13 protein-coding genes and 1 other annotated feature are annotated in these 17,568 nt (G+C 41.2%); all 13 genes read left to right on the top strand.

Annotated features, from left to right (window positions below; all coding sequences use genetic code 11):
* Positions 1-7 precede the first annotated feature (7 nt).
* The 13 genes from clpX (at position 8) to ELZ47_RS06315 (ending at position 17,561) form a co-directional block, all read left to right on the top strand.
* Positions 8-1,237 (top strand): ATP-dependent Clp protease ATP-binding subunit ClpX, encoded by a 1,230-nt coding sequence (gene clpX / locus ELZ47_RS06380; protein ID WP_002917310.1) that lies wholly within the window; start codon positions 8-10, stop codon positions 1,235-1,237.
* Between the two features lie 10 nt (positions 1,238-1,247).
* On the top strand, positions 1,248-1,835 hold the full coding sequence (gene yihA, locus ELZ47_RS06375) for a ribosome biogenesis GTP-binding protein YihA/YsxC (RefSeq protein WP_126435605.1): 588 nt from the start codon (positions 1,248-1,250) through the stop codon (positions 1,833-1,835).
* Positions 1,836-1,982: 147 nt separating this feature from the next.
* Positions 1,983-2,681 carry a glucosaminidase domain-containing protein gene (locus ELZ47_RS06370; RefSeq protein ID WP_126435604.1) on the top strand — a complete coding sequence of 233 codons (699 nt, stop codon included), beginning with the start codon at positions 1,983-1,985 and terminating at the stop codon, positions 2,679-2,681.
* A gap of 63 nt (positions 2,682-2,744) precedes the next feature.
* Positions 2,745-3,692 carry a homocysteine S-methyltransferase gene (gene mmuM, locus ELZ47_RS06365; RefSeq protein ID WP_126435603.1) on the top strand — a complete coding sequence of 316 codons (948 nt, stop codon included), beginning with the start codon at positions 2,745-2,747 and terminating at the stop codon, positions 3,690-3,692.
* A gap of 113 nt (positions 3,693-3,805) precedes the next feature.
* A complete protein-coding gene (locus ELZ47_RS06360; protein ID WP_002904443.1) occupies positions 3,806-4,603 on the top strand; it encodes a formate/nitrite transporter family protein in 798 nt (265 codons plus the stop codon).
* Between the two features lie 237 nt (positions 4,604-4,840).
* A complete protein-coding gene (locus ELZ47_RS06355; RefSeq protein WP_125331009.1) occupies positions 4,841-5,182 on the top strand; it encodes a hypothetical protein in 342 nt (113 codons plus the stop codon).
* Positions 5,183-5,288: 106 nt separating this feature from the next.
* Entirely contained in the window at positions 5,289-5,918 is a 630-nt protein-coding gene (locus ELZ47_RS06350) for a hypothetical protein (protein WP_002895573.1), read from the top strand.
* A 110-nt stretch (positions 5,919-6,028) separates the two neighbouring features.
* Positions 6,029-6,164 (top strand) — a sequence feature (ribosomal protein L10 leader region).
* Between the two features lie 37 nt (positions 6,165-6,201).
* On the top strand, positions 6,202-6,702 hold the full coding sequence (gene rplJ / locus ELZ47_RS06340) for a 50S ribosomal protein L10 (RefSeq protein WP_126435602.1): 501 nt from the start codon (positions 6,202-6,204) through the stop codon (positions 6,700-6,702).
* A gap of 73 nt (positions 6,703-6,775) precedes the next feature.
* The gene (rplL, locus tag ELZ47_RS06335) at positions 6,776-7,144 is read left to right on the top strand and encodes a 50S ribosomal protein L7/L12 (protein WP_002895571.1); all 369 of its coding nucleotides are present in this window, start codon (positions 6,776-6,778) and stop codon (positions 7,142-7,144) included.
* Between the two features lie 285 nt (positions 7,145-7,429).
* On the top strand, positions 7,430-13,054 hold the full coding sequence (locus ELZ47_RS06330) for a ZmpA/ZmpB/ZmpC family metallo-endopeptidase (protein ID WP_126435601.1): 5,625 nt from the start codon (positions 7,430-7,432) through the stop codon (positions 13,052-13,054).
* Between the two features lie 367 nt (positions 13,055-13,421).
* A complete protein-coding gene (locus ELZ47_RS06325) occupies positions 13,422-15,158 on the top strand; it encodes an ABC transporter ATP-binding protein (RefSeq protein ID WP_126435600.1) in 1,737 nt (578 codons plus the stop codon).
* A 13-nt stretch (positions 15,159-15,171) separates the two neighbouring features.
* Positions 15,172-16,950, top strand: a complete 1,779-nt coding sequence (locus ELZ47_RS06320) for an ABC transporter ATP-binding protein (RefSeq protein ID WP_126435599.1) — start codon at positions 15,172-15,174, stop codon at positions 16,948-16,950.
* Positions 16,951-17,006: 56 nt separating this feature from the next.
* Positions 17,007-17,561: a GNAT family N-acetyltransferase gene (locus tag ELZ47_RS06315; RefSeq protein ID WP_126435598.1), complete on the top strand. Its 555-nt coding sequence runs from the start codon at positions 17,007-17,009 to the stop codon at positions 17,559-17,561.
* Positions 17,562-17,568 lie beyond the last annotated feature (7 nt).

Genomic DNA, 17,568 nt, shown 5'->3' with positions numbered 1-17,568 from the left:
GTAAACAATGCCTACAAGTCGTAATGATGATATGATGGTTTTTTGTTCTTTCTGTGGGAAGAACCAAGATGAGGTGCAGAAGATTATCGCTGGTAACAATGCCTTTATCTGTAATGAATGTGTGGAACTGGCGCAGGAAATCATCCGTGAAGAGCTAGCTGAGGAAGTGCTGGCAGATTTGTCTGAGGTGCCAAAACCTCAGGAGCTGCTGAATATCTTGAACCACTATGTTATCGGGCAAGACCGAGCTAAGCGTGCCTTAGCGGTAGCGGTCTATAATCACTACAAGCGTATTAACTATCACGACAGCCGTGAAGAAGAAGATGTGGAACTGCAAAAGTCAAATATTTTGATGATTGGTCCGACCGGGTCAGGTAAGACCTTCCTGGCGCAGACTCTGGCTCGCAGCCTCAATGTGCCTTTCGCCATTGCGGACGCAACAGCTTTGACTGAAGCTGGTTATGTCGGTGAAGATGTGGAAAATATCCTCCTCAAGCTTTTGCAGGCTGCTGACTTTAATATTGAGCGTGCAGAACGCGGCATTATCTATGTCGATGAGATTGATAAAATTGCCAAGAAAGGTGAGAATGTCTCAATTACTCGTGATGTTTCGGGTGAAGGAGTTCAGCAAGCTCTCTTGAAGATTATCGAAGGAACAGTAGCTAGTGTACCGCCGCAAGGTGGACGCAAGCATCCGCAGCAGGAAATGATTCAGGTTGATACCAAGAATATTCTCTTCATTGTTGGCGGTGCTTTTGACGGTATCGAAGAAATCGTCAAACAGCGTCTGGGTGAGAAAATCATTGGTTTCGGTCAGAATAACCGGGCGATTGACGAAGATGGGTCCTATATGCAGGAAATTATCTCAGAAGACGTTCAAAAGTTTGGAATTATCCCTGAGTTGATTGGTCGTTTGCCTGTTTTTGCTGCTCTGGAGCAACTGACAGTTGATGATTTGGTTCGGATTTTGAAAGAGCCTAGAAACGCCCTTATTAAGCAGTATCAGGCGCTTCTATCTTATGATGATGTTAAGCTTGAATTTGACGAAGATGCTTTGCAGGAGATTGCCAATAAAGCGATTGAACGTAAAACCGGTGCACGCGGTCTTAGATCAATCATCGAAGAAACTATGATGGATGTCATGTTTGAAGTTCCAAGTCAGGAAAATGTCAAACTTGTCCGCATTACCAAAGAAGCAGTAGATGGAACAGACAAGCCTATTCTAGAGACTGCCTAACGAGGTACCTATGGAAATCAACACACACAATGCTGAGATTTTGCTGAGTGCAGCAAATAAATCGCACTACCCTCAAGATGATATTCCAGAGATTGCCTTAGCTGGCCGATCAAATGTCGGAAAGTCCAGCTTCATCAATACACTTCTCAATCGCAAAAATTTAGCGCGAACGTCAGGAAAACCTGGAAAAACGCAGCTGCTAAACTTTTTCAACATTGATGACAAGCTGCGTTTTGTCGATGTGCCAGGTTATGGCTATGCCCGTGTTTCCAAAAAAGAACGTGAAAAATGGGGCCGGATGATTGAGGAGTATCTGACCAATCGTGAAAATCTCAGAGCGGTTGTCAGCCTTGTCGATCTTCGGCACGATCCTAGTGCAGATGATGTGCAGATGTATGAATTTCTGAAATATTATGACATTCCAGTCATTTTAGTTGCAACCAAAGCTGATAAAGTTCCTCGCGGAAAATGGAATAAGCACGAGTCAGCTACTAAGAAAAAGCTGGACTTTGACAAAAATGATGATTTCATTCTTTTTTCCTCTGTCACCAAGGATGGCTTAGATGCTGCTTGGGACGCGATTTTGTCAAAAATTTAATAATACGAATTAAAACCAACTCTTTCTCTAGTTGGTTTTTTTGAAATAAAACGAAAAATGTCATATACTTGTAAATTATCAATAGTGTTTTTTTAATCTTTAGTATGTTACAATGGTATCATTAACATCTTATTCAGGAGAAGTGCTGTGAAAAAGAGAATTTCAAAAAAAGGTAAGAGAATCCTTTCAGCTTTATTCATCATGACAACAACGATTGCTGTTGGTTTCATCTTGGCAAAGCATATTAATCCTGCTAGTGCCAATAATAGCGACCAGCAGCCTATGAATCAGACAGACTATTTCATTTCACAAATCGGTGAGCCAGCGCGTCAGTTGGGACAGGATAATGATCTTTATGCCTCTGTTATGATTGCACAGGCCATTTTGGAAAGTGGTTCAGGACAGTCTGGTCTGTCTGGTGAACCTCATTATAACCTTTTCGGTATCAAAGGTCACTATGACGGTCAGTCTGCTAATATGGAGACTTGGGAAGATGATGGAGAGGGAAATGCTTATACCATCAACGATAGCTTCCGTTCATATCCTAGCTATGTAGAGTCTCTGCAAGACTATGTTGCGGTTCTCAAACAGGGGCATTTTGCAGGCGCATGGAAGAGTAATGCACCAACCTATCAGGATGCAACAGCCGCCCTGACTGGTGTCTATGCGACAGATACTAGCTATAATGCTAAATTGAATTATATTATTGAAAAATACGATCTGACTCGCTTTGATTCACCACTCTATGAGTCTGGTGCTGGCTATATCGTTTACAATCCTTATCGTCAGCAATACACTACTCAAGATATCTTGGACGTCGATACTGCTTGGGCGAATAGATTTTAATAAAGACAACAAAAAAGAGGGAGACCTCTTTTTATGTTTAATCGTAGATTTTAGGAGTATTTCATGGGAAAATTTAAAGATTTGCTTGACAAGCAAGAAATTATTATTTTAGATGGAGCCTTAGGTACAGAGTTGGAAAGCCGTGGTTATGATGTATCTGGTAAGCTTTGGTCCGCTCAATACCTATTAGACCAGCCTCAGATTATTCAAAATGTGCATGAAAGCTATGTGAGAGCTGGCAGTGACATCATCACTACGTCCAGTTATCAGGCTAGTATTCCAGCATTTATAGAGACAGGACTAACTCCTGAAAAGGGTTATGATCTTTTAAAAGAGACCGTCTTCTTAGCACAAAAGGCAATCGAAAATGTCTGGCAAGCATTATCTCCGGAAGAGCAAAAGCAGCGGCCCTATCCTCTGGTTGCAGGCTCAGTAGGGCCTTATGCTGCTTATTTAGCTGATGGTTCCGAGTATACGGGAAACTACCAGCTGAGTGAAGAAGAGTTTCGAGATTTTCACCGTCCGCGTATCCAAGCTTTGTTAGAAGCAGGCTGTGATTTATTGGCTATTGAAACCATTCCAAATGGATCAGAAGTAGTAGCAATCCTCCGACTTTTAGCTGAGGAATTTCCGCAGGCTGAGGCTTATTTGTCCTTTGTTGCCCAGTCGGAGAATGCTATATCAGATGGCACTAAGATTCAGGAATTAGGAAACTTGGCTCAAGAAAGCCCACAAGTCCTGGCAGTTGGTTTTAACTGTACAGCTCCACATTTAATTGCTCCATTATTAGATAGGCTTGGACAAGTGTGCAACAAACCTTTTCTGACCTATCCAAATTCTGGCGAAACTTATAATGGCTTGACCAAGACTTGGCATGACGATCCAGAGCGGGAGCGGAGCTTGCTGGAAAATAGCAAACTTTGGCAAAATCAAGGAGTGCAGCTTTTTGGTGGTTGCTGTCGAACACGGCCAGAAGATATTGCTCAGTTAGCCAAAGGATTAAAGGGTTGAAAATAAATTTTCAATCCTTTTTTAGAAAATTCAAAAAGGTTCTCGAAAACGCTATCAAAAGCAAGAACTTTGTGATATACTATACATAGTTTAAATTAATAGGAGAAATTTTTATGCCTGAATCGACATTTATCCCTAAAATTGAAGCAGCTTGCCACAAGAAAGAAGCTTTGTTTGATACAAGCAAGGCCAAGTACGCTGTTCGTTCCATCTTTGCTGGAGCTTTCCTAACCTTTAGTACTGGTGCTGGAGCTATTGCGGCTGATTTGACGAATAAGATCGTTCCAGGAACTGGGCGTTTTCTCTTTCCTTTCATCTTTGCTTGGGGATTGGCTTACATTGTCTTTCTAAATGCAGAGTTGGTGACTTCCAATATGATGTTTCTGACTGCTGGTACCTTTTTGAAGAAGATTGACTGGAAAAAGGCTTTGATGATTTTGCTTTATTGTACCTTTTTCAATCTGATTGGAGCTTTGATTGCCGGCTGGCTCTTTGCTAACTCGGCTGCTTACGCAGGGCTTAGCAAAGATAGTTTCATTTCTGGTGTTGTACAGATGAAGCTTGCTCGATCTAATGAGCTGATTCTGCTCGAGGGAGTGTTAGCCAATATCTTTGTTAATATTGCTATTCTTTCCTTTGTTTTGGTCAAGGATAGTACAGCTAAGCTCTTCTTAGTTATATCAGCCATTTATATGTTTGTATTCCTGACTAACGAACACTTGGCAGCCAACTTTGCTTCCTTTGCTATCGTGAAATTTAGCTCAGCAGCAGCGGAAGTGCAAAATTTTGGTATTGGAAATATCCTACGCCACTGGGGCGTAACCTTTATCGGTAATCTCATCGGTGGTGGCCTACTCATAGGTTTGCCATACGCTTGGTTTAATAAAAAGGAAGAAAATTACGTGGATTAAAATGCAGCCTTAGGGCTGTATTTTTTTGAAAAAACATTTAAATTTCACACTTTAAAGGTCTAATTCAAACAAAGAAGTCAATTCCATTCAGTTCTCTAGTACGATCTTTGACTAACTTTCTAGTCTCTTTTTAATGTTCATTGACTTTCAATCTCTAATATCTAAGCAAAACAGTTGACAGATTTATCGAAGTTTGTTAAATTAATTTGGTATATTATGTAATCAAAAGGAGATGTTATGAATAAGATCACTATTCAGTCACCAGATGGAAGCAAAGTTAAAACCTTGTCACCATCCTACTCTATTACAACGTTACTATTTAGTTTTTTTGTCCCGCTTTTTCGAAAGGACTGGAAATACTTTGGTATTATTTTAGGTTCTTTCTGCGCTTTGCTTGTTATTGCTGTGCTTTTCATTCCAGAAGATTTGTTAAAGCCAATTGGAACAGCCTTTAATTTCTTTTGGACTTTTTTCTATAATCGTTTTTGGATAAAAGATCGTGTTTTCAATGACGGATGGCTGCCTGCCGATGAAGAAAGCAGAAATCTGCTTAAGAAGACTTTTCCTAATATGTCATAAAACTACTGAAATAAATTTTTTCTATGATAAACAAAGTTAAATACACAAGAGGGGGGATGCGATATAAAAGGAGATAAAGAATTGAGTTTAGGAGGAACTGAGGGAAGTGGGAAAAAGATTTGAGTTTTCGCCGCTTAGAGCTAGAATTTTGATGATGATTGGTCCAGTAATAAGTGCTATCTTCTTTGGTTTATATTCGTGTAGTTTTATTTATTATACATTAAAAGAAGGATTATCATTTTGGCTAGATATGATTCGTGATAATTTTATGTTTATTCTTTTCTTTATTTGGATCCATATGAGTTTAGTCGAGTCTATCTATAGAATGATAAAAAATAATCTTCTGTTAAACAGCAATATTCAGGAATTGAGAGGTTGTTACCCTGAGCTTGAAGATAGCTGGGACTATCTCAACGATGCGGACTACCTTGACAAAGATTTGCAAGTTTTGGTTTATGGCGATCATCTCATTTGTTACAGGACATTTGATATTGCCTACCTACCAGAATGTTCTAAGATAGGTGCATTTATGAAGGCGTCTGTTTTTCGTCTTTCCCGTTTTCGTGAGGTAAGACGAGTTCATTTTTCTGCATGGTACCTTGATGGCAGTGAATCTGAACTCCGGACAGATGAGTTGCGAAAGTTTATTGGAATGAATCAGAAAGCTCATAAAGACGCCTTATTTGATTATATAAGAGAGAACTTTGATTATATTGAACTCGAAACATACGACTAAGGGAAAGAAGTAGATATTAGTCAAGTAAGAGATTTGCAGAAAATAATGACTAATTTTTAAAAGATTGTATAAAAAGCTTGCAATCTTTTTTTTCTTTTGCTATAATTATCAATGGTTTGAAAAAACTGCCTAAGACAGTAGGGGAGCTCGACTCATAAAGATCCTACCGAGGACAAAACGTATCATGTAAAAAGAAGCGTATTGTACTTTCGTGTCTAGGTTTGGGCGCGTTTTTCTTTTGGAAAAATCCCCAAGCAAAATAATTACGGAGGTGAAACACTAAATGAGTGAAGCTATTATTGCTAAAAAAGCGGAACTGGTTGACGCAGTTGCTGAAAAAATGAAAGCTGCTGCATCTATCGTCGTTGTCGACGCTCGTGGTTTGACTGTTGAGCAAGATACCGTTCTTCGTCGTGAGCTTCGTGGAAGCGAAGTTGAGTACAAAGTTATCAAAAACTCAATCTTGCGTCGTGCAGCTGAAAAAGCTGGACTTGAAGACTTGGCATCTGTTTTTGTTGGACCATCTGCAGTAGCATTTTCTAACGAAGATGTTGTTGCTCCAGCGAAAATCTTGAACGACTTTGCTAAGAACGCTGAAGCACTTGAAATCAAAGGTGGTGCAATCGAAGGCGCTGTCGCATCAAAAGAAGAGATTCTTGCACTTGCAACTCTTCCAAACCGCGAAGGACTTCTTTCTATGCTCCTTTCTGTACTTCAAGCGCCTGTTCGCAACGTTGCACTTGCTGTCAAAGCAGTTGCAGAAAACAAAGAAGACGCAGCTTAATTTTAAGCTACGCAGCGTAGCTTAGCTACGAAAAAAATATTATAAATTTAAAACTTATTTGGAGGAAATAACAATGGCATTGAACATTGAAAACATTATTGCTGAAATTAAAGAAGCTTCAATCCTTGAATTGAACGACCTTGTAAAAGCTATCGAAGAAGAATTTGGTGTAACTGCAGCTGCTCCTGTAGCTGTAGCTGCTGCTGGTGCTGGTGAAGCTGCCGCTGCTAAAGATTCATTTGACGTTGAATTGACTGCAGCTGGTGACAAGAAAGTCGGCGTTATCAAAGTTGTACGTGAAATCACTGGTCTTGGCCTTAAAGAAGCTAAAGAACTCGTTGATGGTGCACCAAACGTTATCAAAGAAGGCGTTGCTGCAGCAGAAGCTGAAGAACTTAAAGCTAAATTGGAAGAAGCTGGTGCTTCAGTTACTCTTAAATAATAGAGTTTCCATGCATAGAAATCAACCAAGTCGAAAGACTTGGTTTTTTTGTATCCCAAAATTATTTTTATGTTAAAACGCTAACAAAAAATAGGATTGTATGATATAATTTAGACAGATTATTGCGATTTAGGAGATATTATGAATAAGATAAAAGTTATATGAGATTGTTGATTAGGGAATTTTTGTTAGGGGGATTCAGATGAATGAATGCAATTGATATTGTTGCTCGTTCTCTGGTTAAAGGATTTGTTATTCTTTTTAGAATAATTTGAAAGGGTTTTTATGAAAAAGTTTTTTGGGGAGAAGCAAACTCGTTTTGCTTTTAGGAAATTAGCTGTCGGGCTTGTTTCGGCTGCTATTTCTAGTTTGTTTTTTGTTTCTATCGTTGGGGTTGACTCTGTTCAAGCACAGGAGAAGTTGAATGTACACTATAAATACGTGACAGATACTGAAATAACTCCGCAAGAAAAGGAGTTGATTGTAAGTGGATTTCCTAAAATGTCAGAAGGCAACGAGGAAACTTACTATCTTGTCTACAGGTTAAACTCAAATACTGGAGCAAAAACCTTACCGAATACAGGCGACAGCAACAACTCCAATACTATGATGACGGCCGGTCTGTTAACGACGATAGGATTGGTTGTTTTTGTTGTGTCAAAAAGAAAGGTTCAAAGCAAGTTCCTATTGACTGTTTTGGTGGGTGCTGGTGTCGGAGGAGGTTTGATACTATCCGTCGATGCACTGGAGAATGGGATCTTACTGCAGTATAATGCGGAATATCAAGTGTCAGCTGGGGAAAGTCTGCCGTCACCAGGTGAGATCTCGGGCTATACCTATGTTGGCTACATAAAAGATGAATCGATTCAGAAATTATTAGACAATAAGATGCTTGATAATCAGCAGAATGCTAATCTAGATAAAGAAACTTTAAACCAAAATAAGAAGCTAGATTATTCAGTTTCTTTTGATAAGAATGGGCTGAAAAATCAAACTCTTGGCGTCAATACAATTGAGCCTCAAGATGAAGTCTTGTCTGGCCGAGTAGCTAAGCCTGAGCTATTATACAAAGAAGAGAACATTGAAACTGAGATAGCCTTTGGAGAACAAATACAAGAGAATCCTGATTTAGCTGAAGGTACTGTAAGAGTAAAACAAGAAGGCAAACCAGGCCGTAAAATCGAAGTCGTTCGAATTTTTACTGTAGATAATGCGGAAGTTTCAAGAGAAGTTCTTTCGACTAAAATAGAGGAAGCGACTCCTAAAATAGTGGAAAAAGGGACTAAAAAGCTTGAAACGCCAAGTGAAAAGCTAGTAGCTTCTAACTTGGTGGAACCCGAGCAAGTCGCTCCCTTACCAGAATACACAGGCGTCCAATCTGGCGCAATCGTTGAGCCTGAGCAGGTGGCTTCATTGCCTGAGTATACAGGTGCATTATCTGGAGCTATAGTTGAGCCTGAACAAATTGAACCTGAAATCGGTGGTGTCCAATCAGGCGCCATCGTTGAACCCGAGCAAGTTACATCGTTACCAGAATACACTGGTGTTCAATCAGGTGCAGTAGTGGCACCCGAACAAGCGACTCCCTTACCAGAATATACAGAGGTTCAAGCAGGCGCGGTGGTCGCTCCCGAGCAAGTTACACCATTACCGGAATACACAGGAACTCAATCAGGCGCAATTGTTGAACCTGAGCAAGTGACTTCATTGCCAGAGTATACGGGAACTCAAACCGGTGCAGTAGTAGCCCCCGAACAAGTCACCCCGTCGCCTGAATATACAGGCGTTCAATCAGGTGCAGTAGTAGCCCCCGAACAAGTCACCCCGTCGCCTGAATATACAGGCGTTCAATCAGGTGCAGTAGTAGCCCCCGAACAAGTGACTCCATTGCCAGAGTATACAGGCGTTCAATCAGGAGCCATAGTAGAGCCCGAGCAGGTAGAGCCTCCGCAAGAATATACCGGAAACATCGAACCAGCGGCGTCAGAAGCGGAAAATCCTGCTGAAAAAGCTCAAGAGCCAAAAGAGCAGAAGCAAGAACCAGAAAAGAATATCGAGCTAAGAAATGTATCTGATGTAGAGCTGTATAGTCTAACTGATGGAAAATACAAGCAGCACGTTTCTCTGGAGGCCATTCCAAGCAACAAAGAGAATTATTTTGTGAAAGTGAAATCTTCTAAATTTAAAGATGTTTTCTTGCCGATTTCTTCAATAGTAGATAGCACGAAAGATGGTCAGCCAGTTTATAAAATTACAGCAAGTGCTGAAAAATTAAAACAGGACATTGACAATAAATACGAGGACAATTTTACCTTCTATCTAGCTAAAAAGGCAGCGAAAGAAGTCACAAACTTTACTTCCTTTAGTAACTTGGTTCAAGCTATAAATAACGATCTCAATGGAACTTATTATTTAGGTGCTAGTTTGAATGCCAATGAGGTTGAACTAGAAAATGGCGCTAGCAGTTATATAAAGGGCAGATTTACTGGTAAGCTCTTTGGCAGCAAAGACGGAAAAAATTATGCTATTTATAATTTGAAGAAGCCTTTATTTGACACATTGAGCGCTGCTACTGTAGAAAATCTAGCTCTTAAAGATGCAAATATCTCTGGGAAAACTGATATTGGAGCCCTTGCAAATGAAGCGAATAATGCAACAAGAATTAACAATGTCCATGTAGACGGTGTTCTGGCTGGCGAACGTGGCATTGGTGGCTTGGTGTGGAAAGCTGATAATTCTAAGATTAAGAACAGCAGTTTCAAGGGAAGAATTATCAACTCCTATGAAACGAAGGCACCATACGATATCGGAGGATTAGTAGGTCAACTGACTGGCATCAACGCAGTAGTTGATAAGTCAAAAGCTACAATTACCATCTCGTCAAATGCGGATAGTACAAACCAAACTGTCGGCGGCCTTGCAGGTCTTGTCGAGAAAGATGCGCTTATCAGCAATAGTTACGCCGAGGGCAACATTAATAATGCGAAGCGCTTTGGAAGTGTTGCAGGTGTAGCTGGCTACTTATGGGATAGAGAGTCTAACGAAGAGAGACATGCTGGAAGATTGCATAATGTTCTTAGTGATGTTAATGTTATGAACGGGAATGCGATTAGTGGCTATCACTATCGAGGGATGAGGATAACTGACTCATTTAGCAACAAAGACAACAGAGTCTACAAAGTGACTCTTGAAAAGGATGAGGTTGTGACCAAGGAATCTCTTGAAGAGAGAGGAACAATCCTTGATGCTTCTCAAATCGCAAGTAAGAAATCTGAAATCAACCCTCTTTCTGTACCGATTGTTGAACCCCTACTGACTAGCACTAATAAAGAAAGTGATTTTTCTAAGGTTGAAGACTATCAAGCCAGTCGAGCTTTAGCATATAAGAATATTGAAAAATTACTGCCGTTTTATAATAAGGCAACCATTGTCAAATACGGTAATCTGGTAAAAGAAGATAGCACTTTGTTTGAAAAAGAAATCTTATCTGCAGTCATGATGAAGGATAATGAAGTGATTACAGATATTGCTTCGCATAAAGAAGCGGCGAATAAGCTCTTGCTTCATTATAAAGATCATTCATCTGAAAAGCTAGATCTCACCTACCAATCTGACTTTAGTAAGTTAGCAGAATACCGTGTGGGTGATACAGGTCTCATCTATACGCCAAATCAATTCTTGCATAGTCATAGTTCGATCATTAATGAAGTTTTGCCTGATTTGAGAGCGGTCGATTATCAGTCAGAGTCTATCAGAAACACCCTAGGTATTTCTTCAGGCGTTTCACTGACGGAGTTATACTTAGAAGAGCAGTTTGCTAAAACCAAGGAAAATCTAGCAAATACACTGGAAAAACTTTTGTCTGCCGATGCAGTCATTGCCAGCGAAAATCAAACGATTAATGGTTATGTCGTTGATAAAATCAAACGCAACAAGGAAGCCTTGCTTCTAGGTTTGACCTATTTAGAGCGCTGGTACAACTTTAACTATGGTGACGTGAATATTAAAGACTTAGTCATGTACCACATGGATTTCTTTGGTAAGGGCAACGTGTCACCTCTAGATACAATCATTGAATTAGGTAAATCTGGCTTTAACAATCTTCTGGCCAAGAACAACGTAGATGCTTATAGCATCAGCCTTGCAAACAATAATGCAACAAAAGATTTGTTTAGCACGCTGGCCAATTACCGAGAGGTATTTTTACCAAACAAAACAAATAATCAATGGTTCAAAGAGCAAACCAAGGCTTATATCGTTGAAGAAAAATCAGCTATTGATGAGGTGAAGGTCAAGCAAGAACAAGCTGGCAGCAAATACTCTATAGGGGTGTATGATCGAATTACCAGCGACACTTGGAAATACCGAAATATGGTCCTTCCTTTGCTGACAATGCCTGAAAGATCGGTCTTTGTCATATCGACTATATCCAGTCTTGGCTTTGGTGCCTATGACAGATATAGAAATAATGAGCACAAAGCAGGGGCAGAACTCAATAAGTTTGTTGAGGATAATGCCCAAGAAACCGCAAAACGTCAACGCGACCATTATGATTATTGGTATAGAATATTAGACGAGCAGGGCCGTGAAAAGCTCTATCGAAATATCTTACTCTATGATGCCTATAAGTTCGGTGATGATGCTACTGTCGGCAAGGCTACAGCGGAGGCACAATTTGACAGTTCTAATCCAGCTATGAAGTATTTCTTTGGACCTGTTGGAAACAAGGTCGTACACAATAGGCATGGAGCTTACGCTACCGGGGACGGCGTTTACTACATGGGCTATCGTATGCTGGACAAGGACGGAGCCATTACCTATACCCATGAAATGACGCATGATTCTGATAACGAGATCTATTTAGGCGGATATGGAAGAAGAAGCGGTCTTGGTCCTGAATTCTTTGCCAAGGGCTTGTTGCAAGCACCGGATCATCCAGATGATGCGACAATCACAGTCAACTCAATTCTCAAATATGACAAGAATGATGTGACGGAAAAATCTCGTTTGCAAGTCTTGGATCCAACTAAACGTTTCCAAAATGCGGATGATCTGAAAAATTATGTTCATAACATGTTTGATGTCATTTATATGTTGGAGTACCTAGAAGGGATGTCAATCGTGAACCGCCTGTCCGATGTGCAGAAAGTGAACGCGCTAAGAAAAATCGATAATAAATATGTCCGAGATGCGGATGGAAATGATGTTTACGCAACGAATGTGATAAAAAATATTACAATGGCGGATGCGCAAAAATTAAATTCATTCGACAGTCTCATTGAAAATGATATCCTTTCAGCGCGTGAGTACAAAAATGGTGATGTAGAAAGAAACGGCTACCATACGATTAAGCTCTTCTCTCCGATTTATTCGGCTTTAAGCAGTGAAAAAGGAACGCCTGGAGATCTTATGGGACGGCGTATGGCTTATGAGCTTCTGGCAGCCAAGGGCTTCAAAGATGGTATGGTCCCTTATATCTCTAATCAGTATGAAGATGATGCTAAGCAAAACGGGAAAACGATCAGTATCTATGGTAAGACCAGAGGTCTGGTAACAGATGACTTGGTTTTACGCAAGGTCTTCGATGGTCAGTTTAATAATTGGACTGAGTTTAAGAAGGCTATGTATGAAGAACGTAAAAACAAGTTCGACAGCCTGAACAAGGTCACATTTGATGATACGAGACAACCATGGACAAGTTTTGCTACTAAGACTATAAGTACTGTTGGAGAGTTGCAAACCTTGATGGATGAAGCAGTTCTCAAAGATGCAAACGATAATTGGTATTCTTGGAGTGGCTATAAACCAGAACATGACAGTGCTGTACACAAGCTGAAAAAAGCAGTCTTCAAAGCTTACCTTGATCAGACTAAAGATTTCAGAACATCAATCTTTGAAAACCAGAAGTGATTGGTTTGAGCTGTCAAATGGTCTGCAAAGTTGCAAGTCTGAAATGTTAGGGCAGAGCTTGAATTACTCTTAGACTCAGACCTTCTTGCAGATAAGAAATGACGAACCTAGTGAGAACTAGGTTTGTTTTTCTATATAAGTCATGCAATTAAAACAGTTGCGGGTCTGCTTTCAGGCAGTTTGCTGCTGACAGTCATTTATGAGGCTGATAATAGGCAGAAAAAAGCCTGAAATGACCTTTACCCTCCTTCATATTTTTGTTATAATATTTGTATTAAGGCGTGCATTTGCGCGCTCTTTTCTGTGTTTTAAAGGTACTGAGTACTTTAGAGTGAGTTATTTTTGAATAGATGGTGAAGGAGGACTTATGTTATACATTTGGTCTTATTTGAAGAGATATCCTAAGTGGCTGGTCTTGGACTTTGTTGCGGCAATCTTTTTTGTAATTGTCAATCTAGGCCTGCCAACGGTACTGGCTCGAATGATCGATGAGGGAATCAATCCTAAGCAGACAGACCGGCTCTTTTTCTGGGCTTGGGTCATGTTTGGCGTTATTATCTTAGGAGTGCTGGGGCGAATTGTTCTGGCTTATGCGGCTGGAAAGCTAACGACGACCATGGTGCAGGACATGCGCAATGATCTCTATGCCAAGCTGCAAGAGTATTCTCATCATGAGTATGAGCAAATCGGTGTGTCTTCATTGGTCACGCGCTTGACCGCGGATGCTTTTGTGCTTATGCAGTTTGCAGAGCAAACCCTGAAAATGGGTGTCATTACTCCCATGATGATGCTGTCCAGTATTCTTATGATTTTTCTGACCAGTCCGTCTCTGGCCTGGATTGTAGCTGTTTCAGTGCCTTTCTTGGCTGTTGTGGTCATTTATGTGGCGGTTAAAACCAAGCCCTTGTCTGAAAAGCAGCAGAAGACCCTTGATAAGATTAATCAGTATGTAAGGGAAAATCTGACTGGTCTACGCGTTATTCGGGCTTTTGCAAGAGAGGAATTTCAAGAGAATCGTTTTGCTGATGAAAATGAGGTCTATGCGCAAAACTCCAATAAGCTCTTTAAGCTGACTGGTCTGACTGAGCCGCTCTTTGTGCAGATTATTATTGCCATGATTGTGGCCATTGTCTGGTTTGCCCTAGACCCCTTGCGGGACGGCAGTCTTGAAATCGGAAATCTCGTTGCCTTTATCGAATACAGCTTTCACGCGCTGCTGTCCTTCCTCTTCTTGGCCAATCTCTTTACTATGTATCCAAGGACGGCGGTATCGAGCCAGCGGCTCAAGGAAGTCATGGACATGCCCATTTCAATCAATCCTAATGAAAATGGTGTAACCGAGACAGATACGCAGGGTTATCTGGAGTTTGACAATGTAACCTTCGCTTATCCAGGTGAGACAGAGAGTCCTGTACTGCATAATATTTCCTTCAAGGCTAAACCGGGTGAGACTATTGCCTTTATCGGTTCAACTGGTTCTGGTAAGTCTACACTGGTACAGTTGATTCCGCGCTTTTACGATGTAACACTAGGTAAGATTTTAGTGGACGCTGTGGACGTCCGTGAGTACAATCTGAAAGCTTTGCGTCAGAAGATTGGCTTTATCCCGCAGAAAGCTCTGCTATTTACCGGAACCATCGCGGAAAACCTACGCTACGGAAAGGAAGAAGCCAGCCAAGAAGAGCTGAGTCAGGCAGCTGAGGTGGCTCAAGCCAAGGACTTCATCGAGAGTCGAGAAGAGCGTTTTGAGACTCATCTGGCCGAGGGAGGCAGCAATCTATCCGGAGGGCAGAAGCAACGGCTCTCTATCGCTCGCGCGGTGGTCAAAAAGCCGGATATTTATATCTTTGATGACTCTTTTTCTGCTCTGGACTATAAGACAGATGCGGTGCTTCGTCGTCGCCTCAAGGAAGTGACAGGTCAGGCAACGGTGCTGATTGTAGCTCAACGGGTGGGAACTATCATGGACGCTGACCAAATTATCGTTCTGGATCAGGGTGAAATCGTTGGACGCGGGAAGCATGAAGAGCTGATGGAAACCAATGATATCTATCGTGAAATTGCGGATTCGCAGCTGAAAAATCAATCTTTGGCAGAGGAATAGAAAGGAGACTGATATGAAAAACACATCTAGTTTTGCTCGCCTGTGGAGCTACCTAAAAGTTTATAAGTTTGCAGTCGCCTTTGCGATTTTCCTCAAAATCCTCAGCGTCGTTATGAGTGTCGTCGAGCCCTTTGTCTTAGGTCTAGCCATTACAGAACTGACAAATAATTTGCTGGATATGGCTAAAGGTGTGGCTGGTGCCCAGATTAATGTGTCCTATGTTGGCTGGGTCATGGTCTTGTATTTTGTACGGGCGATTTTTTATGAAATCGGTTCTTACTATTCTAATTACTTTATGACCAATGCAGTACAGGCTACCATTCGTGACTTGCGCGATGAACTTAGTCATAAGATTAATCGCATCCCCGTTTCTTACTTTGATAAGCACCAGTTTGGTGATTTACTGGGGCGTTTTACCAGCGACGTCGAAGCTGTTTCCAATGCCTTGCAGCAGTCCTTTCTGCAGGTTATCAACGCAGTCTTTACTCTGATTTTGGTTATTGTCATGGTATTAGTACTCAATCTGCAGTTGGGTATCATTGTGGTAATCTCGATTCCGATTACCTACCTTAGTGCCCGCTTTATCGTGAAGAAATCCCAGCCTTACTTTAAACAGCAGGCAGATGCACTGGGAGCTATGAATGGCTTTGTTCAGGAAAATCTGACAGGTTTTAATATCTTGAAGCTCTATGTCAGAGAAGAAAGCTCCCAGGAGGATTTTCGTCAAATTACGCAAAATTTGCAGAAAGTAGGTTTTAAAGCCAGTTTTATCTCTGGTTTGATGATGCCTGTTTTGAATGTTATTTCAGATCTGACCTACCTCTTGCTGGCTCTCCTAGGCGGTCTTCAGGTTATTGCAGGGCGCTTGACAGTCGGGAATATGCAAGCCTTTGTTCAGTATGTCTGGCAGATTAATCAGCCCATTCAAAACCTGACTCAGTTAGCTGGTCAGCTGCAGAGTGCCAAGTCTTCTTTAGACCGGATTTTCCAAGTTCTGGACGAAGCAGATGAAGTAAATGATAGGACAGAAAAGCTGGATCAAGATCTGACAGGTCAGGTTAGCTTCAAGGATGTGGACTTCCAGTATGTGGCAGATAAGCCGCTTATTCGGAATTTCAATCTGGAAGTCAAACCTGGAGAGATGGTGGCTATTGTTGGTCCGACTGGTGCTGGTAAAACCACGCTGATTAACTTGCTCATGCGTTTCTACGATGTGACTAGAGGTGCGATTACAGTTGATGGATATGACATACGCCACCTTTCCCGCCAGGACTACCGCAAACAGTTCGGTATGGTGCTGCAGGATGCCTGGCTTTATGAAGGGACTATCAAGGAAAATCTTCGCTTTGGCAATTTGCAAGCCACTGATGAAGAAATTGTAGAGGCGGCTAAGGCGGCTAATGTGGACCACTTTATCCGAACCTTGCCAGGCGGCTACAACATGGAAATGAACCAAGAATCCAGCAATATCTCGCTGGGGCAGAAGCAGTTGCTTACGATTGCGAGGGCTCTTTTGGCCAATCCTAAGATTTTGATTTTGGATGAAGCGACCTCGTCTGTTGATACACGGCTGGAGCTCTTGATTCAGAAAGCCATGAAAACACTCATGCAGGGGCGGACCAGTTTTGTCATTGCTCACCGACTGTCGACCATTCAGGAAGCAGATAAGATTTTGGTGCTCAAGGATGGTCAGATTATCGAGCAAGGCAATCATGAGAGCCTCTTGGCTGATAAAGGATTTTATTATGACCTCTATCAGAGCCAATTTTCTAAAAAGGCGGAAGAAGCTTGATAATGCTTGCTAAATTTTTTGACAACTGCTAGAATATTAAGCAAAGTGAGGTAGCAATGTCTTTAACAAGTCAAATTATTACAGCAGAATTTCCCGATTTAGATAAGGTTGAGGCCTTAAACCGCGAGGCTTTTCCTGAAGAAGAGAGAGTTCCTATCAGTGAATTTCTCCGCTATACTAATGATAAACGGTCTCATTTCTTTGCCTTCTACAATGAGGAAGAATTTGTTGGTTTTGCATTTGCAGTTTATAACGAAAAAATGTTCTATGTCAGCTTCTTTGCGATTATGCCGCACCTTCGCAGCCATGGCTATGGGGGAGAAATTATTCATAAACTGACAGAGTTTTATCAAAAAACCATGGTTTTAGAGGTAGAACGTGTCGATGAAGAATGTGATAATTTAGAGCAACGTCAAGCACGTATGGACTTCTATAAGCGTAACGGCTTTCGAACGACTAATGCCTTTCTGGAATATGAAAGCTTAAGCTTTGAAATCCTGTATTTGGGAGACCATTTTGATGAGGAGGCTTATCGAGATATTTTCCATAGGCTGCAAGAGAAGAACTTTTTTGAATTCGAAATTAAGCACAGAAGATTTAGCGATGTGTAAAGATTGC

This window comes from Streptococcus sanguinis (assembly GCF_900635155.1).
GTDB lineage: Bacteria > Bacillota > Bacilli > Lactobacillales > Streptococcaceae > Streptococcus > Streptococcus sanguinis_G.
Note: the sequence above shows the minus strand (reverse complement) of the source record. Positions and strands in the feature narration are given on the sequence as shown.

Bases quoted from the DNA above. Each gene is read 5' to 3' on its own strand.
- clpX (WP_002917310.1), top strand. From the start codon at position 8: ATGCCTACAAGTCGTAATGATGATATGATGGTTTTTTGTTCTTTCTGT.
- yihA (WP_126435605.1), top strand. From the start codon at position 1,248: ATGGAAATCAACACACACAATGCTGAGATTTTGCTGAGTGCAGCAAAT.
- mmuM (WP_126435603.1), top strand. From the start codon at position 2,745: ATGGGAAAATTTAAAGATTTGCTTGACAAGCAAGAAATTATTATTTTA.
- ELZ47_RS06360 (WP_002904443.1), top strand. From the start codon at position 3,806: ATGCCTGAATCGACATTTATCCCTAAAATTGAAGCAGCTTGCCACAAG.
- ELZ47_RS06355 (WP_125331009.1), top strand. From the start codon at position 4,841: ATGAATAAGATCACTATTCAGTCACCAGATGGAAGCAAAGTTAAAACC.
- rplJ (WP_126435602.1), top strand. From the start codon at position 6,202: ATGAGTGAAGCTATTATTGCTAAAAAAGCGGAACTGGTTGACGCAGTT.
- rplL (WP_002895571.1), top strand. From the start codon at position 6,776: ATGGCATTGAACATTGAAAACATTATTGCTGAAATTAAAGAAGCTTCA.
- ELZ47_RS06330 (WP_126435601.1), top strand. From the start codon at position 7,430: ATGAAAAAGTTTTTTGGGGAGAAGCAAACTCGTTTTGCTTTTAGGAAA.
- ELZ47_RS06325 (WP_126435600.1), top strand. From the start codon at position 13,422: ATGTTATACATTTGGTCTTATTTGAAGAGATATCCTAAGTGGCTGGTC.
- ELZ47_RS06320 (WP_126435599.1), top strand. From the start codon at position 15,172: ATGAAAAACACATCTAGTTTTGCTCGCCTGTGGAGCTACCTAAAAGTT.
- ELZ47_RS06315 (WP_126435598.1), top strand. From the start codon at position 17,007: ATGTCTTTAACAAGTCAAATTATTACAGCAGAATTTCCCGATTTAGAT.